At 65.0% G+C, this 18,424-nt stretch carries 16 protein-coding genes; 12 read left to right on the top strand and 4 right to left on the bottom strand.

All coding sequences use genetic code 11. The features are described 5' to 3' along the window. Nucleotides 1–214: 214 nt before the first annotated feature. Nucleotides 215–910 (top strand): sugar transferase, encoded by a 696-nt coding sequence (locus tag ACED67_RS20905; protein WP_395543675.1) that lies wholly within the window; start codon nucleotides 215–217, stop codon nucleotides 908–910. A 17-nt stretch (nucleotides 911–927) separates the two neighbouring features. On the opposite strand, the gene ACED67_RS20900 is transcribed toward ACED67_RS20905, so the two are convergent. After that, nucleotides 928–1,554, bottom strand: a complete 627-nt coding sequence (locus tag ACED67_RS20900) for a recombinase family protein (RefSeq protein ID WP_395543700.1) — start codon at nucleotides 1,552–1,554, stop codon at nucleotides 928–930. Between the two features lie 940 nt (nucleotides 1,555–2,494). Here ACED67_RS20900 and ACED67_RS20895 point away from each other — a divergent pair. From ACED67_RS20895 to ACED67_RS20885, 3 genes are read left to right on the top strand one after another with little or no spacing between them, the layout of a single operon-like run. Then, nucleotides 2,495–3,907, top strand: a complete 1,413-nt coding sequence (locus ACED67_RS20895; protein WP_395543674.1) for a mannose-1-phosphate guanylyltransferase/mannose-6-phosphate isomerase — start codon at nucleotides 2,495–2,497, stop codon at nucleotides 3,905–3,907. A 26-nt stretch (nucleotides 3,908–3,933) separates the two neighbouring features. After that, nucleotides 3,934–5,202 (top strand): nucleotide sugar dehydrogenase, encoded by a 1,269-nt coding sequence (locus ACED67_RS20890; protein ID WP_395543673.1) that lies wholly within the window; start codon nucleotides 3,934–3,936, stop codon nucleotides 5,200–5,202. A 9-nt stretch (nucleotides 5,203–5,211) separates the two neighbouring features. Further along, a complete protein-coding gene (locus tag ACED67_RS20885; RefSeq protein WP_395543672.1) occupies nucleotides 5,212–6,456 on the top strand; it encodes a glycosyltransferase family 4 protein in 1,245 nt (414 codons plus the stop codon). 239 nt (nucleotides 6,457–6,695) lie between these two features. Here the strand turns inward: ACED67_RS20885 and ACED67_RS20880 are convergent, their stop codons facing one another. The 3 genes from ACED67_RS20880 to ACED67_RS20870 form a co-directional block, all read right to left on the bottom strand. Continuing rightward, nucleotides 6,696–7,247: a VPLPA-CTERM sorting domain-containing protein gene (locus ACED67_RS20880; protein WP_395543671.1), complete on the bottom strand. Its 552-nt coding sequence runs from the start codon at nucleotides 7,245–7,247 to the stop codon at nucleotides 6,696–6,698. A gap of 239 nt (nucleotides 7,248–7,486) precedes the next feature. Then, a complete protein-coding gene (locus ACED67_RS20875) occupies nucleotides 7,487–8,221 on the bottom strand; it encodes an SGNH/GDSL hydrolase family protein (protein WP_395543699.1) in 735 nt (244 codons plus the stop codon). Continuing rightward, complete coding sequence (locus ACED67_RS20870; protein WP_395543670.1) at nucleotides 8,221–9,273, bottom strand: replication initiator protein A; 1,053 nt, start codon at nucleotides 9,271–9,273, stop codon at nucleotides 8,221–8,223. The genes ACED67_RS20875 and ACED67_RS20870 overlap by 1 nt, the downstream gene beginning before the upstream one ends. A 438-nt stretch (nucleotides 9,274–9,711) precedes the next feature. Between ACED67_RS20870 and ACED67_RS20865 the strand changes: the two genes are divergently transcribed. The 8 genes from ACED67_RS20865 to ACED67_RS20830 all read left to right on the top strand — a co-directional run. Beyond that, the gene (locus ACED67_RS20865) at nucleotides 9,712–11,097 is read left to right on the top strand and encodes an AAA family ATPase (RefSeq protein ID WP_395543669.1); all 1,386 of its coding nucleotides are present in this window, start codon (nucleotides 9,712–9,714) and stop codon (nucleotides 11,095–11,097) included. A 79-nt stretch (nucleotides 11,098–11,176) separates the two neighbouring features. Then, entirely contained in the window at nucleotides 11,177–12,193 is a 1,017-nt protein-coding gene (locus tag ACED67_RS20860; RefSeq protein ID WP_395543668.1) for a ParB N-terminal domain-containing protein, read from the top strand. A 170-nt stretch (nucleotides 12,194–12,363) separates the two neighbouring features. Next, nucleotides 12,364–13,542, top strand: a complete 1,179-nt coding sequence (locus ACED67_RS20855) for an acyltransferase family protein (RefSeq protein ID WP_395543667.1) — start codon at nucleotides 12,364–12,366, stop codon at nucleotides 13,540–13,542. Further along, a complete protein-coding gene (locus tag ACED67_RS20850; protein WP_395543666.1) occupies nucleotides 13,496–14,410 on the top strand; it encodes a polysaccharide pyruvyl transferase family protein in 915 nt (304 codons plus the stop codon). Before ACED67_RS20855 ends, ACED67_RS20850 begins: the two co-directional genes overlap by 47 nt. Nucleotides 14,411–14,423: 13 nt before the next feature. Further along, nucleotides 14,424–15,884, top strand: coding sequence for a lipopolysaccharide biosynthesis protein (locus tag ACED67_RS20845; protein WP_395543665.1), 1,461 nt, complete (start codon nucleotides 14,424–14,426; stop codon nucleotides 15,882–15,884). 13 nt (nucleotides 15,885–15,897) lie between these two features. After that, a complete protein-coding gene (locus ACED67_RS20840; protein WP_395543664.1) occupies nucleotides 15,898–16,473 on the top strand; it encodes an acyltransferase in 576 nt (191 codons plus the stop codon). 61 nt (nucleotides 16,474–16,534) lie between these two features. Then, nucleotides 16,535–17,503, top strand: coding sequence for a glycosyltransferase family 2 protein (locus ACED67_RS20835; protein WP_395543663.1), 969 nt, complete (start codon nucleotides 16,535–16,537; stop codon nucleotides 17,501–17,503). Nucleotides 17,504–17,611: 108 nt separating this feature from the next. Beyond that, the coding region (locus ACED67_RS20830) for an acyltransferase family protein (protein WP_395543662.1) at nucleotides 17,612–18,424 on the top strand (813 nt) is incomplete at its 3' end.

The raw sequence follows: 18,424 nt of genomic DNA, 5'->3' as shown, positions 1-18,424 counted from the left end.
AACATTATGCACAGAAGACTAGCGAAGTTTCGCCAGCCGCCTTATGTTTCGGCGGCAGGCCGCACATTCCGGGGCCATATGGGATGCATTCGCACCTGCAGCATAACCTTTGCGCTTGCGGTATAATTTAGCCGGGTCTAGTCATGAATATGTCTGATTTTAAGAGTGTTTGGCAGGCAACTCAGCTGCCTTCCCCCCGGCGCAGAGATCTCTGATGGCCTATGAATCAAGCTCGCCGGCGACCCTCGTCGGCTTCCCCTCCAAGCTTGCAAAAGCGCAGGCGCCGGTCCGGCCCAACAGGTATTTCGGGCTGCGCAAGCGGGTCTTCGACCTGCTTCTGGTGGCGATGATGATTCCGGTCGCGCTGCCGGTCGTCGCCCTGATGTGGCTTCTGGTGCGGCTGGACGGCGGACCCGGCTTCTACAGCCAGCCGCGCATCGGCCGTGACGGGCGGACCTTCCGCTGCTGGAAGCTGCGCAGCATGGCGGTCAATGCCGAAGAGCGCCTGCGCGAGCTGTGCGAGGCCGATCCCAAGATCGCCCGCGAATGGGCCGAGAACCAGAAACTGGCCAATGATCCGCGCATCACCCGGATCGGCCAGTTCCTGCGCAAGTCGAGCCTCGATGAACTGCCGCAGCTGTGGAACATCCTGGTGGGCGACATGTCGATCGTCGGCCCCCGCCCCTTTCTGCCCGAGCAGCAAGACCTCTACACCCGCGCCGGCGGCCGCGCCTATTTCCTGATGCGCCCCGGCGTCACCGGCGAATGGCAGGTCTATGGCCGTTCGGCCACCCGTTTCGTCGACCGGATCCGCTTTGACGAGGGCTATTACGACAACGCCTCCCTGGGCCAGGATGTCAGGCTGTTGATGGGCACGGCCCGGGTCGTGGTGCGGATGACCGGCCGCTGAAGATCGGCAAGGCCGCCTCAGGGGGCCTTGCCGTCAAGTCCCGTCTTTTCCAGCAGCTCGCGGCCGGCCGCCTTCAGGCTGCCGTCCGCATGCAGATAGTGGTAAAGGGTCGAGGACCGTATCCCGCCCAGCTCCTTGCAGATCTCCGGGATCGAGCGGGCGCGGTCGGCCATGAGATGGCGGGCATAGCGCAGCTTGTCAGGCGTCATCACCCGCGGCCGCCCGCCCCGCCTGCCCCGCGCCCTTGCAGCGGCCAGCCCCTCGCTCACCCGCTGGCGGATGATGTTGCGCTCCATCTCGGCAAAGGCGGCCTGGATCTGCAGGAAGGCGCGGCCCGAGGGCGTGGTCGTGTCCATCGGCGCGTTGAGCGCGCGGAAGGCGATACCCCGGCTCTCGAGCTGGTCGATCAGCATGATCAGCTCGGCCGCGAGACGGCCGAGCCGGTCGAGATCCAGCACCACCAGCACATCGCCCTTACGCAGGAAATCGAGACAGGCGGCCAGACCGGGCCGGTCATTCCGCGCGCCCGAGGCGCGATCCTCGAAGATGCGCTCGCAGCCCGCGGCCTTCAGGGCATCGAGCTGGCGGTCCAGGATCTGCGCGCCCTCGACCGTGGAAATCCGCGCATAGCCGATCAGGCCCATGGTCAATCGCCCCTCATGTCACGATAAACCTATTCGGCGCATATGTTGTCGGCAAATGATTATTGCGGGTTTTTCATGAATTTGGGCTGGGAAAAACCCAAGCGTCTCTGCCGCGGCGCGTCACTCACGAGAAACAGGTGTTTTTCGCGGAAGACGCGGAACACGAGAGCCACGATGCACGGGGCGCGGCGCATCCTGCAGCAGGCACAAGACGGGAAGCGGAAGACGTTATCCGGGTTTCCCGATGCAGGCCCCAGAAGACGGGCGGCATTCCCCGCTTGCCACATGGCGCGAGGCACGGGGCGGGATGCGGGACGCAGGGGACCGGAAACACCAAACGCGATGCGGGAAGCAGATGACATCCAGCCCTCTGCCGAAAACGCAGTCCAGAGGGCGCGATGCGCACCACGTTTCGCAGAGGACGTCAAACCGCCCCTACGGCGCGGTTGTAAAAAGGCGTACAAGCCCTTGTCGCCAACTCCGCTTGTGCTGGGAGTCGGCGGGCTTGTACGATCTTGGCAAGAAATAGGAACGTTAACTTCAAAATGGCCAAGGCATGCAGATTGACCCGGGAGGGTCTGCACCTCGCCAGAGAGCGGTATGAAACGTGGTTGCGCCGCAGCGAAACAGAGTTGTGCAGGTCTGATGCCCTGCCCCAGGCGCGCGGGATTGGCCACCCTTCCGATGCGCTTCGCCCTGTAGTTCCCAAGCGCCGACAAGAAGGGATCGGGAGCAGAGCTTCGCCTATGGCGGGCAGTCGCTTGGGACATTTCCCTTCCCTCCCCCGCCGAACTTGTGCAATCTCCCCCTCGCCGCAGCGCAGCAGAACCCCCGCCCTCTGGCAAGCCGAATGCAACCCCATGTCTGCCATATCTTTTCCCAAACCCGCTGTCATAGTCTTAGCCCGATCCTTACGCTCCGTTTCTCCGAGGCCTTGTCGATGATCACTCCCGTTCTGCTCTGCGGTGGCGCTGGCACCCGGCTCTGGCCCCTGTCCCGCAAGAGCTATCCCAAGCAATTCGTCCCCCTGACCGGCGAGACCTCGCTGTTCCAGGCCTCGGTCCAGCGCCTGACCGGGGCGGGCTTTGCCGCGCCCGTTGTGGTGACCGGCGCGGATTTCCGTTTCATCGTCACCGAGCAGATGGCCGCGATCGGCGTCGATCCGGGCACGATCCTGATCGAACCCCAGGCCCGCAACACCGCGCCCGCCGTTCTGGCCGCCGCCCTGCATCTGGCCGAGACCGCCCCGGATCAGCCGATGCTCGTTGCGCCCTCGGACCATGTGATCCCCGATGGCACGGCCTTTGCCGCAGCGGTGCAGCGCGGGCTTGAACCGGCGCTGGCGGGTCGGCTGGTGACCTTCGGCATCACGCCCAGCCATGCCGAGACCGGCTATGGCTGGCTGGAACTGGCCGCGCCTTCGGAGGGGGCACCGGTGGCGCTGGCGCAATTCGTCGAAAAGCCCGATGCGGCGCGGGCCGAGGCCATGCTGGAAGCCGGCACTTTCCTGTGGAATGCGGGGATCTTCCTCTTCACCCCCGCGCGCCTGATCGCCGCCTTCGAATTGCACGCCCCCGAAGTGCTTGCCTCCATGCGCGCCGCCCTGGCCGCGGCCAAGCCGGATCTGGGCTTCCTGCGGCTGGACCCGGCCGCCTTTGCCAAGGCGCCCGACATCTCGATCGATTATGCGGTGATGGAAAAGGCCGACAACCTGACTGTCGTGCCCTTCTCGGGCGGCTGGTCGGATCTGGGCGGCTGGGACGCGGTCTGGCGCGAGATGGGGCCGGATGAAAGCGGCGTTGCGACCAGCGGCCCGGCCACGGCGCTCAATTGCACCGACACGTTGCTGCGCTCGGAATCCCCGGATCTGGAGGTTGTGGGGATCGGGTTGCAGAACATGCTGGTCGTGGCCATGCCCGATGCGGTTCTGGTGGCCGACCGCGCCCGCGCGCAGGAGGTCAAGCAGGCCGTGGCGGCCCTGAAGGCGCGCAAGGCCCGGCAGGCGGAAACCTTTCCGCGCGACCACCGGCCCTGGGGCTGGTTCGAGACGCTGGCCCTGTCGGATCGGTTCCAGGTCAAGCGCATCGTGGTGCATCCCGGCGCCTCGCTGTCGCTGCAAAGCCATTTCCACCGCTCCGAACACTGGATCGTCGTCTCCGGCACGGCGAAGGTCACGGTGAATGAGGAGGTGCGCCTGCTGACCGAGAACCAGTCGGTCTATATCCCGCTGGGCGCCGTGCACCGGATGGAGAATCCCGGCCGGGTGCCCATGGTGCTGATCGAGGTGCAGACGGGTGCCTATCTGGGCGAAGACGACATCATCCGCTACGAAGACATTTACGCCCGCGGCTGACCGCCTGGGTGCGGAAAGGACGACTGATGAAGATCGCGGTTTTTGGCCTGGGCTATGTGGGCTTTACCGGCATGTGCTGCATGGCCAGCCAAGGACATGAGGTTGTGGGGTTTGACGTCTCCTCGCCCAAGGTCGATGCCATCAATGCAGGCCGTCCGCCGATCACGGAACCGGGGATCGGCGAATTGCATCGCGCGGGCCTGGCCAAGGGGCTGATCTCGGCCCAGACCTCGATCGGCAATCATCTGGCCGATTGCGACATGGCCATCGTCTGCGTCGGCACGCCCTCGGCGCCGGACGGGTCGCACAACATGTCCTATATCGCTGAAGTGTCGCGCCAGATCGCCGCCGCCCTGCCGGTCAGCGACCGCAGGATCACGGTGGCCTATCGGTCAACCATCCGGCCCGGCTCGATGGAGCACCTGATCTCGCCGATCTTCGAATCCATCATGGGCGCCGAGCGTTTTGCGGCCCAGGTCGAGCTGGTCTATAATCCAGAATTCCTGCGCGAAGGTACGGCCATCCAAGATTACTTCCACCCGCCTAAGATCGTGGTGGGCACAAGGGATGGCAGCCCCTCGGCCCGGATGGACCAGCTGAATGACGGGCTGGGCGCGCCGGTTTTCAACGTCCCCTTCGCCGAGGCGCAGATCACCAAATTCGTCGACAACACCTGGCATGCGGTCAAGGTCGCCTATGCCAACGAGATCGGCCGCATCTGCCTGCAGCTGGGCCTCTCGGCGAAGACGGTGCACGAGATCTTCGTCTCAGACACCAAGCTGAACATCTCGCCCTATTACCTGCGCCCGGGCGGCGCCTTCGGCGGCTCCTGCCTGCCCAAGGACGTGCGCGCGATGCAATACATCGCCAATGATGCGGGGGCGAATACCCAGCTGATCAATTCGCTTCTGAACTCGAACGCCTCGCACAAATACCGGCTGTTCCAGCTGGCGGCGCGCGGCCTGCAACCGGGGGCAAAGATCCTGCTGGCGGGGATCGCCTTCAAGGCCGATACGGACGATCTGCGCGAAAGCCCGAACATCGATCTCGCGCGCAACCTTCTGCGCGAAGGTTATCAGCTTTCTGTCTTCGACCCTGCGGTCGAGCCGAAGAATCTGGTCGGGGCAAACTTGGGCTATGCCTTCTCGACCCTGCCGGAGCTGAACCGGCTCTTTGTGACCAAGGAAGCCGCAGAAGCCGGCACCTGGGACCGGGTGATCGTTACCAATGCCACCGGCAACAAGCTACAGCTGGCCCCGGGGCAGGACATCGTGAACCTCGGAAGCCTGAGCTGAGGAAGAAGAATGACGGATGCCGCGGTTCAGATGAGCAATTATGGCGCACGTTTCGGGATCGACCCCTCCGCCCTGGCGGGGCGGAAGATCCTGATCATCGTCGAGAACCTGCCCCTGCCCTTCGACCGCCGGGTCTGGCAGGAGGCCCAGACCCTGAAGGCCGCAGGGGCCGAGGTCGCCATCATCTGCCCGACCGGTAAGGATTATGAATCCCGTTACGAAGAGCTGAACGGCATCCATATCTACCGCCACCCCCTTGCCGAGGGCAAAGGCGCTGCGGGATATCTCAAGGAATATGCCGCCGCTCTGTTCCATGAAACCCGGCTGGCCTGGAAGATCTTCTTCCGGCATGGCTTCGACACGATTCATGGCTGCAACCCGCCCGATCTGGTCTTTCTGGTTGCTCTGCCCTTCAAGCTCTTGGGGCGGCGTTATCTCTTCGACCATCACGACATCAACCCCGAGCTGTTCGAGGCGAAATTCGGCAAGCGCGGCTTCTTCTGGAGAATGCTGCTCTGGGCCGAATGGCTGAACTTCAAGGCGGCGCGGGTGGTGATCTCGACCAATGAAAGCTATCGTCAGATCGCGATCGAGCGCGGCGGCAAGCGGCCAGAGGATGTCTTCGTCGTCCGCTCGGGCCCGGATCTGTCGCGGATCCGCGCCGTGCCGCCGAATGAAAGCCTGAAGAACGGTCGCCGCCATCTGATCGGTTATGTCGGGGTCATGGGCGAGCAGGAAGGCATCGACCTGCTCCTTGAAAGCGTGCGCCATCTGGTCGATCGGGGCCGCGAAGACATCCAGTTCGTTCTGGTGGGCGGCGGACCCGCACTCGACAATCTGCGCGCCCTGTCGCGGCGCATGGGCCTGGCCGATTACGTCACCTTCACCGGCCGGGCACCGGACCAGCTGTTGCTCGAGGTCCTGTCGACGTCGGATATCTGCGTGAACCCGGACCGGGTGAACCCGATGAACGACAAGTCGACCATGAACAAGATTCTCGAATACATGGCGCTGGAAAAACCCATCGTCCAGTTCGAGGTCACCGAGGGACGGGTCAGCGCGGGCGATGCCTCGCTTTATGCCCGAGCCAATGACACGCAGGATTTCGCCGCAAAACTGGAAGAGTTGCTGGACGATCCTGAACGGCGCAAGCGCATGGGCGCCTATGGCAAGGCCCGCGTCTCGAACGACCTGCATTGGGGTGCTTCGGTCGCGCCGCTGCTGGCGGCCTATAAGCGCTTGGCACCAAAATAGAAAACAGGCACGCCTCTGCACGGCATGCTTAGAAAACTCCACATTTTGCGAAGCTTTCAAACCGCGATCTTGCGACGACTCGATAAATCGTGGCCGGAGCCGCAGGCCCACAGCTTGAAAACCCGGCAGGGCGCGCTGCCATTGTTCTCCCATCATGGCGCATAGATGGTTGGAACGAAAAGGAAAAAGGGCGCCCCTACAGGCGCCCCCTTAGAAAACCCAACAGTCCGTGAAGGGGATCAGGCCGCGGTCTTGCGACGGCGCAGCGAGCCCAGGCCGAGAAGCGCGCCGCCCAGCAGCAGGCCCGCGGCCGGGACAGGAACCGGGGTGACCGAGACGGAGTCGATGTCGAAACCGTCGAAGGAGGCGCCCTTGGGCCCGGTCGTATCGACGATCTTCAGGAAGGAATAGACGCCCGAGGCGCTGAAGCCGGTGCTGAGATAGTTCTTCACCGAAGCGATCAGGGTCCAGGTGATGCCATCGACCGAAGCGAAGATATCGGCCGATTCCTTATGGTTCTTCTTGTTGTTGTAGGTGATCTCGACCACTTCGCCGATCGCCCGGAAGGGCGTGGCGAAAGCCAGCACGATCGAGCCGCCCAGACCCAGCGAGACGAAGCTGCCATCCGCCGCGCCGAGAGCCGAGGAGGCGTCTGCGCGACCGGGTTCGACCTTCTTGAAGGTGCCGGGAGTGTAGTTGACCACTTCCGTGGCGTTGATCGTTGCGGCCTGAGCAGCGGCCCCCGGAAGCGCCAGAGCGGCGGCGACCGCAAGAGACTTGAAGAGCATCATGGGAGCGTCCCGCGATTGAGGAAAAACAATGTCTCAGGTTGATTAGCACATGCAGCATGGCCTGGCCATTATCAATTCGGCAGGGTGCCAGCAGGTTCCCGCCGGATTTGGAAACAATCGCTTAAAATTTCTGCATATTCATGCGGATCGGGAAATTCCCGTGCGAAAACCCGCCGGATTCCGCGCGCGAATGGCGCGTTTCTGCTTGGCAGCAAATGGCCAGCCGCGGAAAGCTGCCTTCAATCCGGGCAGATCACCGGGCGCAGCGCCTGTTCCAGCAGAGGAACGGTCAGCGCGATGACCGCCGCATCGGTCGGATGCAGGTTGTCCGGCATCGAAATGCGGCGTTCGGCTGGCGGCAGCGCCAGCCAGGGCGCGATGGTGGGAATCACGCCAGCCCCCCGTTCCCGGGCCAGATCGGCATAGAGCGCGCGATAGGCGACCTGGCCCGGGCGCTCCCAGGCGTCGCGTCCGAAGGCCGGGCTCATCGTCACCAGCCAGACCGGCACCTGCCCGGCCGTGGCCAGGATCTCGTCATGGCGGGCCCGGCTTTGCGCCAGGCGCATCCCGCGCCAGAGCGACGTGTCGTTGATCGAGAATTCCGCCAGGATCAGATCGGGCGGCGGCCGGTCAGCAGCCCCAGCCCCGAGGCGCGCGGCCAGCGCCGAAGCGCCCCAGGCGCTGTTCGCCCCCGAACGGGCCAGACGCTCAAGCGTCACGCCCCCCGGCCGGCAGGCCGAAAGGCGCCGCTCCAGCTCGCGCGGCCACTGCCCCTGGGCGCTCAGGCTGGTGCCCAGGAGGAGAAGCCGGAAAGGGCGCTCCGCCGGAACCGGGGCCGGGGCCCGGGCGGCGGCGATCACCGTCGCGGGCTCGACAGCCAGACCCAGCAGCGCCAACCCCATCCCGCGCTGCAGGCCATAGATCGCGGCAAGCCCCAGCCCCGCCGCGATCAGGGCCCAGCCGAATGTCCGCATCACCCCACCCGCACCTTGACCCAGCCGAGGAAAGCCCGGTCGGCCGAACGCAGCTTCGCCCGGCCCGATCCGGCCCACCAGGCCTTCCATTCCGCCTCGAGCGCATGGACATCCCAGCCCGGCGCCAGGGCCTTGGCCGCCTCGAGCGCATCAGCGGAAAGAAGCGGCGCGCCTTCGATCAGCCCGCCGGCCGCGCGGCGCGGCGAGAGGCGCAGGATGTCGCCCGGCTCTTCCTCGATCCGGTAATCCGGCAGGCTGTCGGCCGCGATCATGTCGCGGATCATCTTGCGGAACACCCGGCGCGGGCTGGCCGAGCCGGATTTCTTCAACAGCACCTCGACCGAGATGCGCCACTCCGCCTGACGGCCGCAATGCTTGCGGGCCAGTTCATAGACCCGGCGCTCCAGCGGTTTGCGCAGGCGGAAATAATCGCGCGACAGCGTCAGCACCGATTTCGCCAGCACCGCCCGGAACAGCCAGTCCGAGAGCGTGACCATCACGCTGATCATCCGCCCGGCCCGGCTGTGGCGCTGGATCTGCCAGCTTTCAATCAGGCCGAAGCCGGTGGTGGTCTCGACCTCGCCGGTGACGATATTGGTGGTGATGCGCGTGCCGGCCAGCCGCTCGAAGGCTTCGCGCAGGCGCTGATACCCATCGCCCGATGTCTCGCGATTGGTGGCGACCAGCAGGTCATGTGCCTTGAGATGCAACACCCGGCTGACGGCCCGGCCCATGTTGATCGCCGCCATCAGCTGGCTGATGCAATAGATCAGGATGTCCTTGTCATGAATCGTGGCCAGGCCGCGCACCGAAGGGGTGACGGTGATCCCAGTGCCATTATGCTCATAGCGCAGGATGCGCAGGTCAGGCCGGGTCGCCAGCGAGAACATCGGATGTTCCATCGAGGCCAGATCATCCTTCGGCAGCGCATCGAAAATGTCGCAGACGAAGAAATCTGCGGTCGGATGGCGGTCGGGCAGAAGCCCCCTGCCCTTCGCATCTTCCCTGGTCCTTGCCGGCCATGCCCGGCCCGCGATCCCCTCTGCCGCCATTCGCCCGCCCTCATGACGGTCGTGCCCCCGCCTGCTCATGCGGTTTTGCGGGCCGACTCGTTTCGTGGTTTCATTGACGCCCAGCCTAGAGTTATCCACAGGTCCCGTCCACCGCCCGCTTCGGGGGATCAGAGTCGCAGCTTCGGGGGATCAGAGTCGCCGCAACGTGGGATCAGATTCACTTCATGCCAGAAACGACGGCGCAAGGCCTTGCAAAGAAGGGGTTTCATGAAAGGCCCTAGAGCCGTAACTAATAAGATAACATCATCTAACAGCGAAAATTTTTCAGGGCCCCGCCTCGGAAAGCGCAGGCTCCCCTGCCAGACCAAAGAAAATGCATAGAATAATCAAGGCTCTGCCCTGACATGTTCTGCTTTATCTTTCATGTCATCCCTTTTGTGATATCTTGCCAAAAATGCATCTCATGGCAGGATTCCCGTGTCGGAAGATCTTCCCCCGCCCTATTTCAACATCTCGCCCGATGCCGCCCTGGCCGATCTGGGTGACCCCGCCACCAGCGCCGCTTTCGCCCGGATCGCCGAGGCCTGCGGGCGCGGCCGGGCCGATCTGATCGGGCGGGGGCTGAATGAGGAGGGGCGCAAGAGCCTGCGGCTGTTCTCGACCTGGGAAATCACCCGCTATCTGATCCCGGTCGCCCAAGCCCATTTCCGCCGCGTGCTGAAACAGAACCCGGCCCTGCCGCAGGGCGCCTCGGAAACCGAGGGCGGGGCAAAATGGTTCACACTGGACGAGGTGCTGCGCCTGCGCGCCTTCTTTGCCGCCGAAGGATCGAAGGCCAAGGAATACCTGCCCTGGCGACCGAAGGCTCTGCCGGCCAAGATCGTCGCGGTGGCGAATTTCAAGGGCGGGGTCGGCAAGACCTCGACCTGCGCCCATCTGGCCATGTCGGCGGCTTTGGATGGCTACCGGGTGCTGGTGATCGACCTCGACAGCCAGGGTTCGATGACCTCGATCTTCGGCGGGACGGTCGCGGATGAATGGCAGACGGTCTTTCCGCTTCTGGCCCGCCATTACGCCCGCCACCTGCGCGCCACCAACCAGGGCCGGATCGAACGCGGCGAGGCGCCGGTGCCGATCGACGACACGCTGTCCGAGGCGCTGAAGGTCAAGGCGCCCGACCTGGTGCAAAAGACCCATTGGCCGAATATCGATCTGATCGGGGCGCAGCTGAACCTCTATTGGGCCGAGTTCCAGATCCCGGTCTGGCGGATGCAGGGCCGGGGCTGGAAGCTCTGGGATGCCTTGAGCGACAGCTTGGCCGAAGACGGCATCCTCGACGCCTATGACCTGGTCTTCATCGATACGCCCCCGGCGCTTGGCTATCTGACGATCAACGGCCTCGCGGCGGCGGATATTCTCTTGGTGCCGCTGGGGGCCTCCTTCCTGGAGTTCGATTCGACGGGCCGGTTCTTCGACATGCTGCATTCGACCTTCGCCAGCATTGAGGACAGCGAGAACATCGCCGCCCGCGCGCTCGGCCGGGCGGAACTGGCCTTCGAATGGGATGCGGTGCGGGCGGTGATCACCCGCTATGACGGGATGCAGCAGGCGGAACTGGCCGGGCTGATGCAGGCCTATCTGGGGCGCACCCTCTCGCCCGCCCGGCAGGGCTTTACCGCGCTGATCGGCCAGGCCGGCGAGCAGGTGAACGGCATTTACGAGGCGGATTACCGCGACTTCAACCGCGACACCTATATCCGCGGCCGCGAGACCTTTGATGCGACCTATGCCGCCTTCAAGAAGCTGCTGATCGGCACCTGGCGGCGGGACGAGCTGGCGATGCGGGACGAGGCCGGGGAATGAGCCGCGGCCTGTGGTCCGGGCGGCGAGATGTTTCGCGCGCGAAACTTTGGCACGGGGAGCAAGACATGGGGAGCAAGGCATGGCCAAACGCAAGAGACTGACCCTGTCGGACCAGGCGCCGCTGACGCGCTTCCCTGCCCTGCCCCGGGAAGAGGCGGCCGAGCTGGGGGCGATGCGGCCCTTCGGGGTCGCGGCGGCGCCGATCTCGCGCGAGACGCAGGATGCGGCGGCGGTTTCGGCCCTGCAGGAACTGGCCGATGAAATCGATCTGGCCCGCAGCGATGGCCGTCTGGCGCAGCAATTGCCGCTGCAGGAGATCGACGAGGGCTGGCTGGTCCGCGACCGCCTGACGGTCGATGCCGATGAACTGGCGGCCCTGCGCCAGTCTTTGCAGGCCCATGGCCAGCGCATGGCGATCGAGGTCGTGGATCACGGACCCGGGATCCGGCCGCGCTATGGGCTGATCTCCGGCTGGCGACGCCTCACCGCGCTGCGCGATCTGCACCGCGACAGTGGCGAGCCGCGCTTCGCGACCGTCCTTGCGGTGCTGCGCCATCCCGAGACGGCAGGCGATGCCTATGTCGCCATGGTCGAGGAAAACGAGATCCGGGCCGGGCTGTCCTATTACGAGCGCGCCCGCATCGCGGCCAAGGCGGTCGAGGCCGGGGTCTTCGCCACGCCGAAACAGGCTCTGCAAAGGCTCTATGCCCAGGCCAGCCGGGCGCGCCGGTCGAAGATCGGCTCGTTCCTGACCCTGCATGAGGCGCTGGGAGAGGCGCTGCGCTTTCCCGCCGCCATTCCCGAACGGCTGGGCCTGGCCCTGGCCATGCGGATCGGCGAGGCGCCCGGCTTTGCGGCCGAGGTCGCGGCCCGGCTGGACGCGGAGCCGCCGTCCGATGCCGCGGCGGAACAGGCGCTTTTGTCCCGGGCCCTGCGTGGGAGTGGCCGCCCTGCCCCGGCCACTATACCCATCAAGGACGTATTGCCGGGACTGTCGCTGCAGTTCCGGTCGGGCGAGCTGCGTCTGACCGGCAAGGCGGTGGATGCAGCCCTGCGCGACCGGCTGGCGGCCTGGCTGCGCGGGCAGGCGGGCTGAAGCCCTTTCGCAGGGAGAGGGACTGCAAAACGGGCAGATATGGCGGGGTTTCTGCCGCAGAGACAGGCCTGTCTCTGAAGAGATCTGCCTTGTTAACGGGTGGTTAAGGTTTTCCGGGCTAGCGGGGAGGTGACGAGAATTTTCGGCGGCTTCCTCAACCGGAGACCGGTGTGGGCAAAATCCGGGAACTTGACGGTCTGCGCGGCCTTCTGGCGGTCTGGGTGGTCTGCGTGCATCTGCTCGCTTCGGTCGGCGTCTCGCCCAAGAGCTTCGGCTTCTTCGCCCCCCTGTTCGGCGAGCATATGCGGGTGCAGATCTTCTGCATCCTCAGCGGCTTCGTGATCTTCCTGATGCAATCGCGCCGGCCCGAGGCCTATGGCCCCTTCCTGGCCGGGCGGCTGCGGCGGATCTATCCGGCCTATCTTCTGGCCTTCACCCTGTCTGTGCTGACGGCGGGCCTGGCCTTGGACGCGGCGCGCGAGGCGCCGTTCCAGGGGGCGCGCCTGATCGCGCGCGTTACCCTGTTCGAAGACGGCTTCGCCCGGATGCCGGAGCATATCCTGGCGCATCTGACCCTTCTGCATGGGCTGATCCCGGAAGACTGGCTGCCCTCGGCAGCCTATGCCTTCCTGGGCCAGGCCTGGAATGTCTCGACCGAGGCCCAGTTCTATCTCGTGGCCCCCCTGCTGTTCCTGGGCCTTGCGACCGGGCCGGTCTGGCGGCGGGGAGCGGTGGCGGTCAGTTGCCTCTTGCTCTGGGTCTTGCTGCGCAACTGGCCCAATCCGGCGGATCTGGCGCAATATGCGCCCTATTTCCTGTTGGGCATCCTGAGCTTCCTCCTCTGGCGGCAGGACTGGAGCGACCGGCGCCGTCTCAATCCGCTTCTTGTCTCGGGGCTTGCCGGGGCGATCTTCCTGCTGGCCGACATGTCGGCGGGGATCTGGACCTTCGTGCTGGGCTGGCTGGTCCTGAAGCGCGATCAGGGGCGCGGGCAAGTGGCGATCGGCTGGCTGGCCTTCCCGCCTTTCCAATGGCTGGGTGGCCTGTCCTACTCGCTGTATCTCTTGCACATGATCCCGCTCTATCTCGGCATGTCTTTGCTGAACCATGCGGGCCTCCCGCGGGAAATCTATCTCGCGGCGCTGACGCTGTTCACCTTCGCGCTGGCACTGCCGATGGCCTGGCTCTCGGCCATTCAGGTCGAGCAGCGTTTCGCAACGCGACGCCGCGCGCGGGGATCGACGGAGCCGCCAGCGGCTGGTATCTTCTGCGCCGCAGAGAAGCAGGAAGAAGTGCAGGCCATTGGATCTTTATCATTACCAGGCCCCGCGCGGCAATTTCGGCGATGACCTGAATCTCTGGCTCTGGGACGCGCTTCTGCCCGGCTGGCGCGAGGCGATGCCGGGGCATCTTCTGGTCGGCGTGGGCACCATCATCAATGACAAGCTGCCGCGCGGCATGCCGAAGCTGGTGATGGGATCGGGTGCGGGCTATGGCGCGGTGCCGGATGCGGCGCTGCTGGCCGAATGCACCTTTGCCGCCGTGCGCGGGCCGCATTCGGCGCGGATCCTGGGCCTGCCGCCGGAAAAGGGCATTGTCGACCCGGCGGTGATGCTGCCCGACCTGCCCGAGTTCCAGAACATCCCGCGCGGCGGCCGCCCGGTCTTCGTGCCGCATATCGCCTCGATCGACCGGGCCGACTGGGCCGCGCTTTGCGCCCGGGCCGGGCTGGATTATGTCTCGCCCGAGGGCGAGGCGCATCAGGTGATCCGCCGCCTGGCCGGGGCGCCGCTGGTGGTGACGGAATCCATGCATGGCGCGATCATCGCCGATGCCTTCGGCACGCCCTGGCAGGCAGTGTCGATCTCCTATCTCTTCCATGCCCGCAAATGGCAGGACTGGGCCGACAGTCTGGGGCTGGCGCTGCAGGTCCAGCCGATGTTCCCGCTGATGGATCGGATCTCGGCGCTCTTGCCGAAGAAGAAGCGCGCCGCCGGGGACCATCCGACGGAAGCCAAGGCCGGTTCCGGCCCTGCCGGGGCGGCCCGCAAGCTGCCGTTCAAGCTGCGCGCCCGCATGGCGATGGAACGGCAGATGGCGGTTTCCCGGCTGAGAACGCTGGCAAGGTCGAAGGGGCAGCTTTCGGATCGTGCCGCGCTGGAGGCGGCCAAGGCGCGCTACCGCGCGGTGCTGGACCAGGTCCGGCACGGGTTCTGAGGGGACATAGCGCATGAGCCTGAAGGCCGCAGCGGTCCGTGGTGCAAGCTGGACGGTGGCCGCGCGCCTTGGGCGCACGGTGATGTCGCTGCTGGCGCTTGGCATCCTGTCGCGCTTCATGGGCCCGGCCGAGTTCGGCGCGGCGGCGCTGGTCGCCTTTGTCATCGCCTTCGCGCAGATGCTTGCGGATTTCGGGACCAGGGTGGCGCTGGTGCAGCGCCAGGAGATCACCCGGATCGAGGAAGACAGCGTCTACTGGTCGAACATCGCGCTTGGAATCGTGGCGACCGCCATCACCCTGATCTTTGCCGAGCCGATGGCGGCGCTTCTGGGCGATGCCACTGTCGCGGCCCCCCTGCGCTGGGTGGCGCCGATCTTTCTTGTCGTGGCGATGCAGGGTCTGCCAACGACCATGCTGGAGCGACGTTTCGCCTTTTCGCGCATCGCGGCCATCGAGATCCTGTCCAGCCTGGCAGGCGCCCTGGTGGCGGTCGGCATGGCCGTGGCGGGCTGGCGGCTTGAGGCGCTGATCGCCCAGCAAATGGTGACGGCTGTGCTCGGGGCGGGCCTGTCGATCCTGTTCTCCGGCTGGTGGCCCAAGGCGCAGTTCAGCATGGCGGCGCTGCGGCCGCTTCTCGCCTATGGCCGCTATGTGACGGCCTCGGCCATGCTGCAATTCTTCGCCACGTCGATCGACCGGCCGATCATTGGCAATCGGCTGAGTGCTGCGGATGTCGGCTATGTCTCGGTCGTCTATCAGATGGTCGTGGTGCCGATGCGCATCGTGGTGACGATGGTGCGGCGGGTGATGTTCCCGATCATGGCCTCGATCCAGGACGATCTGGAGCGGATGCGCCGTGGCCTGCTGGAAGTGCAATATGGCATGGTCGTCGTGATGGCACCGGTCTGTTTCGGTCTCTGGGCGCTGGCCTGGCCGATCGTGCGGCTTCTTCTTGGCCCGGGATGGGAGCCTGCCGCGGCCCTGATGGGCTATGCGACGCTGACGGCGCTGTTCACCGTCTACACGGATGTGAATGCCATCATCTTTTCGGCCCGCGGCCATGCGCGGTTCCAGTTCCTGTGGTCCGTCGTCTCGCTTCTGGCCAATGTCGCGGTGCTGCTTCTGACGGTCTCCTCCGGGATCGTCGCCATGGCGGCGGCCCGACTGGCCCTGACCCTGGTTCTGGTGCCGGTCAACAGCTGGTTCGCGGTGCGGCTGGTGCAGATGCCGCTGAAGGACCGGCTTCTTGTCACCCTGCCGCCTCTTGTCTCGGCGGCTTGCATGGCGGGGATCGTCTGGGCCATGGATCTCTGGCTGGCGGGCGCGGGCGCGAGTCATTACCTGCGGCTTGCCATCGGGGTTCCCCTTGGCATCCTGGCCTATATCCTGCTGGAGATGGGGGTGGATCGCCGCCGCTTCCTGCCCTTCGGCCGGATGCTCTGGGCCATGGGCGCGCGGCGGGTAAAACGGTGAAGGGGCGGGAGGGATGACCGAGGAGCATGTCCACAAGATCCGGCTGAGCCGCGCCCAGCGGTTTCGCCGGCTGATCCTGTCCTTCCTCGATCCCCGGGCCTGGGCCCATGCGGTCAAGGTGGTGAACTATTTCAATTACACCCATGTCGCCGAATTGCGCAAAGTGACCCGAGGCCGGAAGGTGGTGATCAGCCCGCTGGCCAATTTCGCCAATGGCCAGAACATCACCCTGGGCGACCGCTGCCGGATCGCGGCGAATTGCTATCTCTGGGCCGGTCCCGGCGCGGGGCGGATCGTATTGGCCGAGGATGTGATGCTGGGGCCGCATGTGATGATGTCGGCCTCGAACTACCGCTTCAACGACGGGAGCCCCGTCACCGATCAGGCGATGAAGGAAGCCGATATCCTGATTGGCCGCGATGTCTGGATCGCCTATGGCGCGGTGATCCTGGCCGGGGCCGAGATCGGCGAGGGCGCGATCATCGGCGCGGGGGCCGTGGTGCGCGGCAAGGTGGAGCCCTTCACGATCATGGCGGGCAATCCGGCCCAGCCCGTGGGCAAGCGCCGCCTGCCGGGAAGGGAGGCTTGATGTTTCGCATGCGAAACATTTGCCGGGTTCCGGGATGTGGCCATCAGGACAGGAGCGGGCCGTGACCAGCCCCCGGATCTCCATCATCATGCCGCTTTACAACCGGGCCTGGTGTATCGAAGCCTGTCTGGAAAGCATCAGTCTGGGCAGGGAAGGGGCCGAGCTTGTCATCGTCGATGACGGCTCGACGGATGCTTCGGTCGCGAAGGTCGGTGAGACGGCCGCGCGCTTGGGTATTGCTGACCGGGTGACGCTGATCGAACAGCAGAATGCCGGGCCCAGTGCGGCGAGGAACCGGGCCGCCCAGGCCGCGCGGGGCGAATGGCTGGTCTTTCTCGACAGCGACGATCTCTGGCTGCCCTGGACCCTGCCGGCGGTGCTTGATGTGCTCTCTGCGGCGGCGCCCGAGGTCGATCTCGCCTTCCTGGCCGGACGCAACTTCTCCGATCCAACCGAGCTTGCAGGCCTTTCCGAAGACAGGACCAGCACCGCGTTGCACAAGGATTTCGTCACCGCGGTCCAGCGCAACCCCGCCTCGCGCTATGGGGCCTGCAATGCCGCCATCCGCCGCCGGGCCTTTCTGGATCTGGGCGGGTTCGAACCCAGTCTGCGCTGCGCCGAGGATACCGATCTTTTCCTGCGCGTGCCGGGCCGCGTCCTGTTCGTCGCGGCGCCCGTCCTGGTGGGGCTGCGCCGGAGCGGCCATGACAGCCTGACGGGAAATGCCCTGGAGGTGGCCCGGGGCTATCGCTGGTTGATCGGGCAGGCGCCGTCGGGCCGCTATGTCGGCCAGGCAGGGCTTGTGGCCAGCTTCCTGGCCAATTCCTGCGCCTATTCGATCAGGACCGCCTTTGCCGCAGGTCATCCCGGCCTGGCCTATCGGCTCTATTTCCGCAATATCAGACGGCTTTACGATGCGCGGACCCGCAAATACGTGCTGCGCCTGCCCCTGACGCCGCTGTTGCATCTGGTGCGGCCCAAGGCCTATCCGTTCCGCTGGTCGCCCGTATCACGCAAAGCGGGCCGATAGGGTCTGGGCATCTGGCAGAGGTGTCCTATACTGCGGCGCAGCAATCTTTCCATTTGTCCGGCCATGCGAGCGATTTCCAACACAGGTCAAAGTTTTCGCGGGAGCCGCTTGAGCCGCGAGGCATCGGATGCGATCCGCGTGGCGCGGGTGCTGTGCATCATATTCATGACCACCGTCCATGTCTGGCCTGGTGCCTCAGAGGTCATGGGCGCTGATGTTGGGCCAGTGCTTCATGCATTTTATCTGGTTCTGATTGATTACCTGGGCCGCGGATCAGTGCCATTGCTCAGCGTCGTGTCGGGTTTTCTCTTGACCCGTTCTCTGGGGCGAAAGTCTTCACAGGAAATGATCCGGAGCAAGGCTTGGGCTCTTCTGGTGCCGATGGTGATTTGGTCTGCGCTGGTTTTGGTTCTTGTGTTGGCACGCGCACTGATCCTGGGGGATGGAGCAGATATGCCGCATGGAGTGATGGGCTGGATCAATGCGCTGTTTTCCGTGACGGCCCCGCCGGCCAATATCCCTGTCGCTTTCTTGCGTGATGTTTTTGTATCGGCTGTCATCGGCATTATCGTGATTGGAATCTATCGCCAGATGCCCGTCTTGGCGGGGATACTGCTTCTTATCCTGATTCCCGCAGAGGTTGGAACGGGTGGTCTACTGCTGCTACGTCCGCAAATCCTCGTATTCTACACCATCGGGCTGGTGCTTGGCTTGCAAATCGGCCGTATGCCAGAGCCCCCTTGGGGACTGATTTTGCTCGTTCTTGGCCTGGACGCGGCCCTGCGCCATGTTTTCGGACTGCCTGGGTCGGGCGAAACTGGGATTGGACTGTGGATGTCCTATTTGGGCCGAATAGCCATGTCCCTGCTGATGTGGCGCTGTGCGCTGGATATACGCTATGCACAGGGAGGCTTGTGGCGG

Origin of the sequence: Neotabrizicola paludis, assembly GCF_044142105.1 — a bacterium.
GTDB lineage: Bacteria > Pseudomonadota > Alphaproteobacteria > Rhodobacterales > Rhodobacteraceae > Pseudogemmobacter.
The sequence above is the reverse complement of the archived record's forward strand: the minus strand, read 5'-3'. Positions and strand labels throughout refer to the sequence as shown.

Excerpts from the sequence above, each read along its gene's own strand:
- ACED67_RS20895 (WP_395543674.1), top strand. The coding sequence starts at position 2,495 with ATGATCACTCCCGTTCTGCTCTGCGGTGGCGCTGGCACCCGGCTCTGG.
- ACED67_RS20900 (WP_395543700.1), bottom strand. The coding sequence starts at position 1,554 with ATGGGCCTGATCGGCTATGCGCGGATTTCCACGGTCGAGGGCGCGCAG.
- ACED67_RS20860 (WP_395543668.1), top strand. The coding sequence starts at position 11,177 with ATGGCCAAACGCAAGAGACTGACCCTGTCGGACCAGGCGCCGCTGACG.
- ACED67_RS20845 (WP_395543665.1), top strand. The coding sequence starts at position 14,424 with ATGAGCCTGAAGGCCGCAGCGGTCCGTGGTGCAAGCTGGACGGTGGCC.
- ACED67_RS20875 (WP_395543699.1), bottom strand. The coding sequence starts at position 8,221 with ATGCGGACATTCGGCTGGGCCCTGATCGCGGCGGGGCTGGGGCTTGCC.
- ACED67_RS20870 (WP_395543670.1), bottom strand. The coding sequence starts at position 9,273 with ATGGCGGCAGAGGGGATCGCGGGCCGGGCATGGCCGGCAAGGACCAGG.
- ACED67_RS20880 (WP_395543671.1), bottom strand. The coding sequence starts at position 7,247 with ATGATGCTCTTCAAGTCTCTTGCGGTCGCCGCCGCTCTGGCGCTTCCG.
- ACED67_RS20890 (WP_395543673.1), top strand. The coding sequence starts at position 3,934 with ATGAAGATCGCGGTTTTTGGCCTGGGCTATGTGGGCTTTACCGGCATG.
- ACED67_RS20840 (WP_395543664.1), top strand. The coding sequence starts at position 15,898 with ATGACCGAGGAGCATGTCCACAAGATCCGGCTGAGCCGCGCCCAGCGG.
- ACED67_RS20885 (WP_395543672.1), top strand. The coding sequence starts at position 5,212 with ATGACGGATGCCGCGGTTCAGATGAGCAATTATGGCGCACGTTTCGGG.
- ACED67_RS20905 (WP_395543675.1), top strand. The coding sequence starts at position 215 with ATGGCCTATGAATCAAGCTCGCCGGCGACCCTCGTCGGCTTCCCCTCC.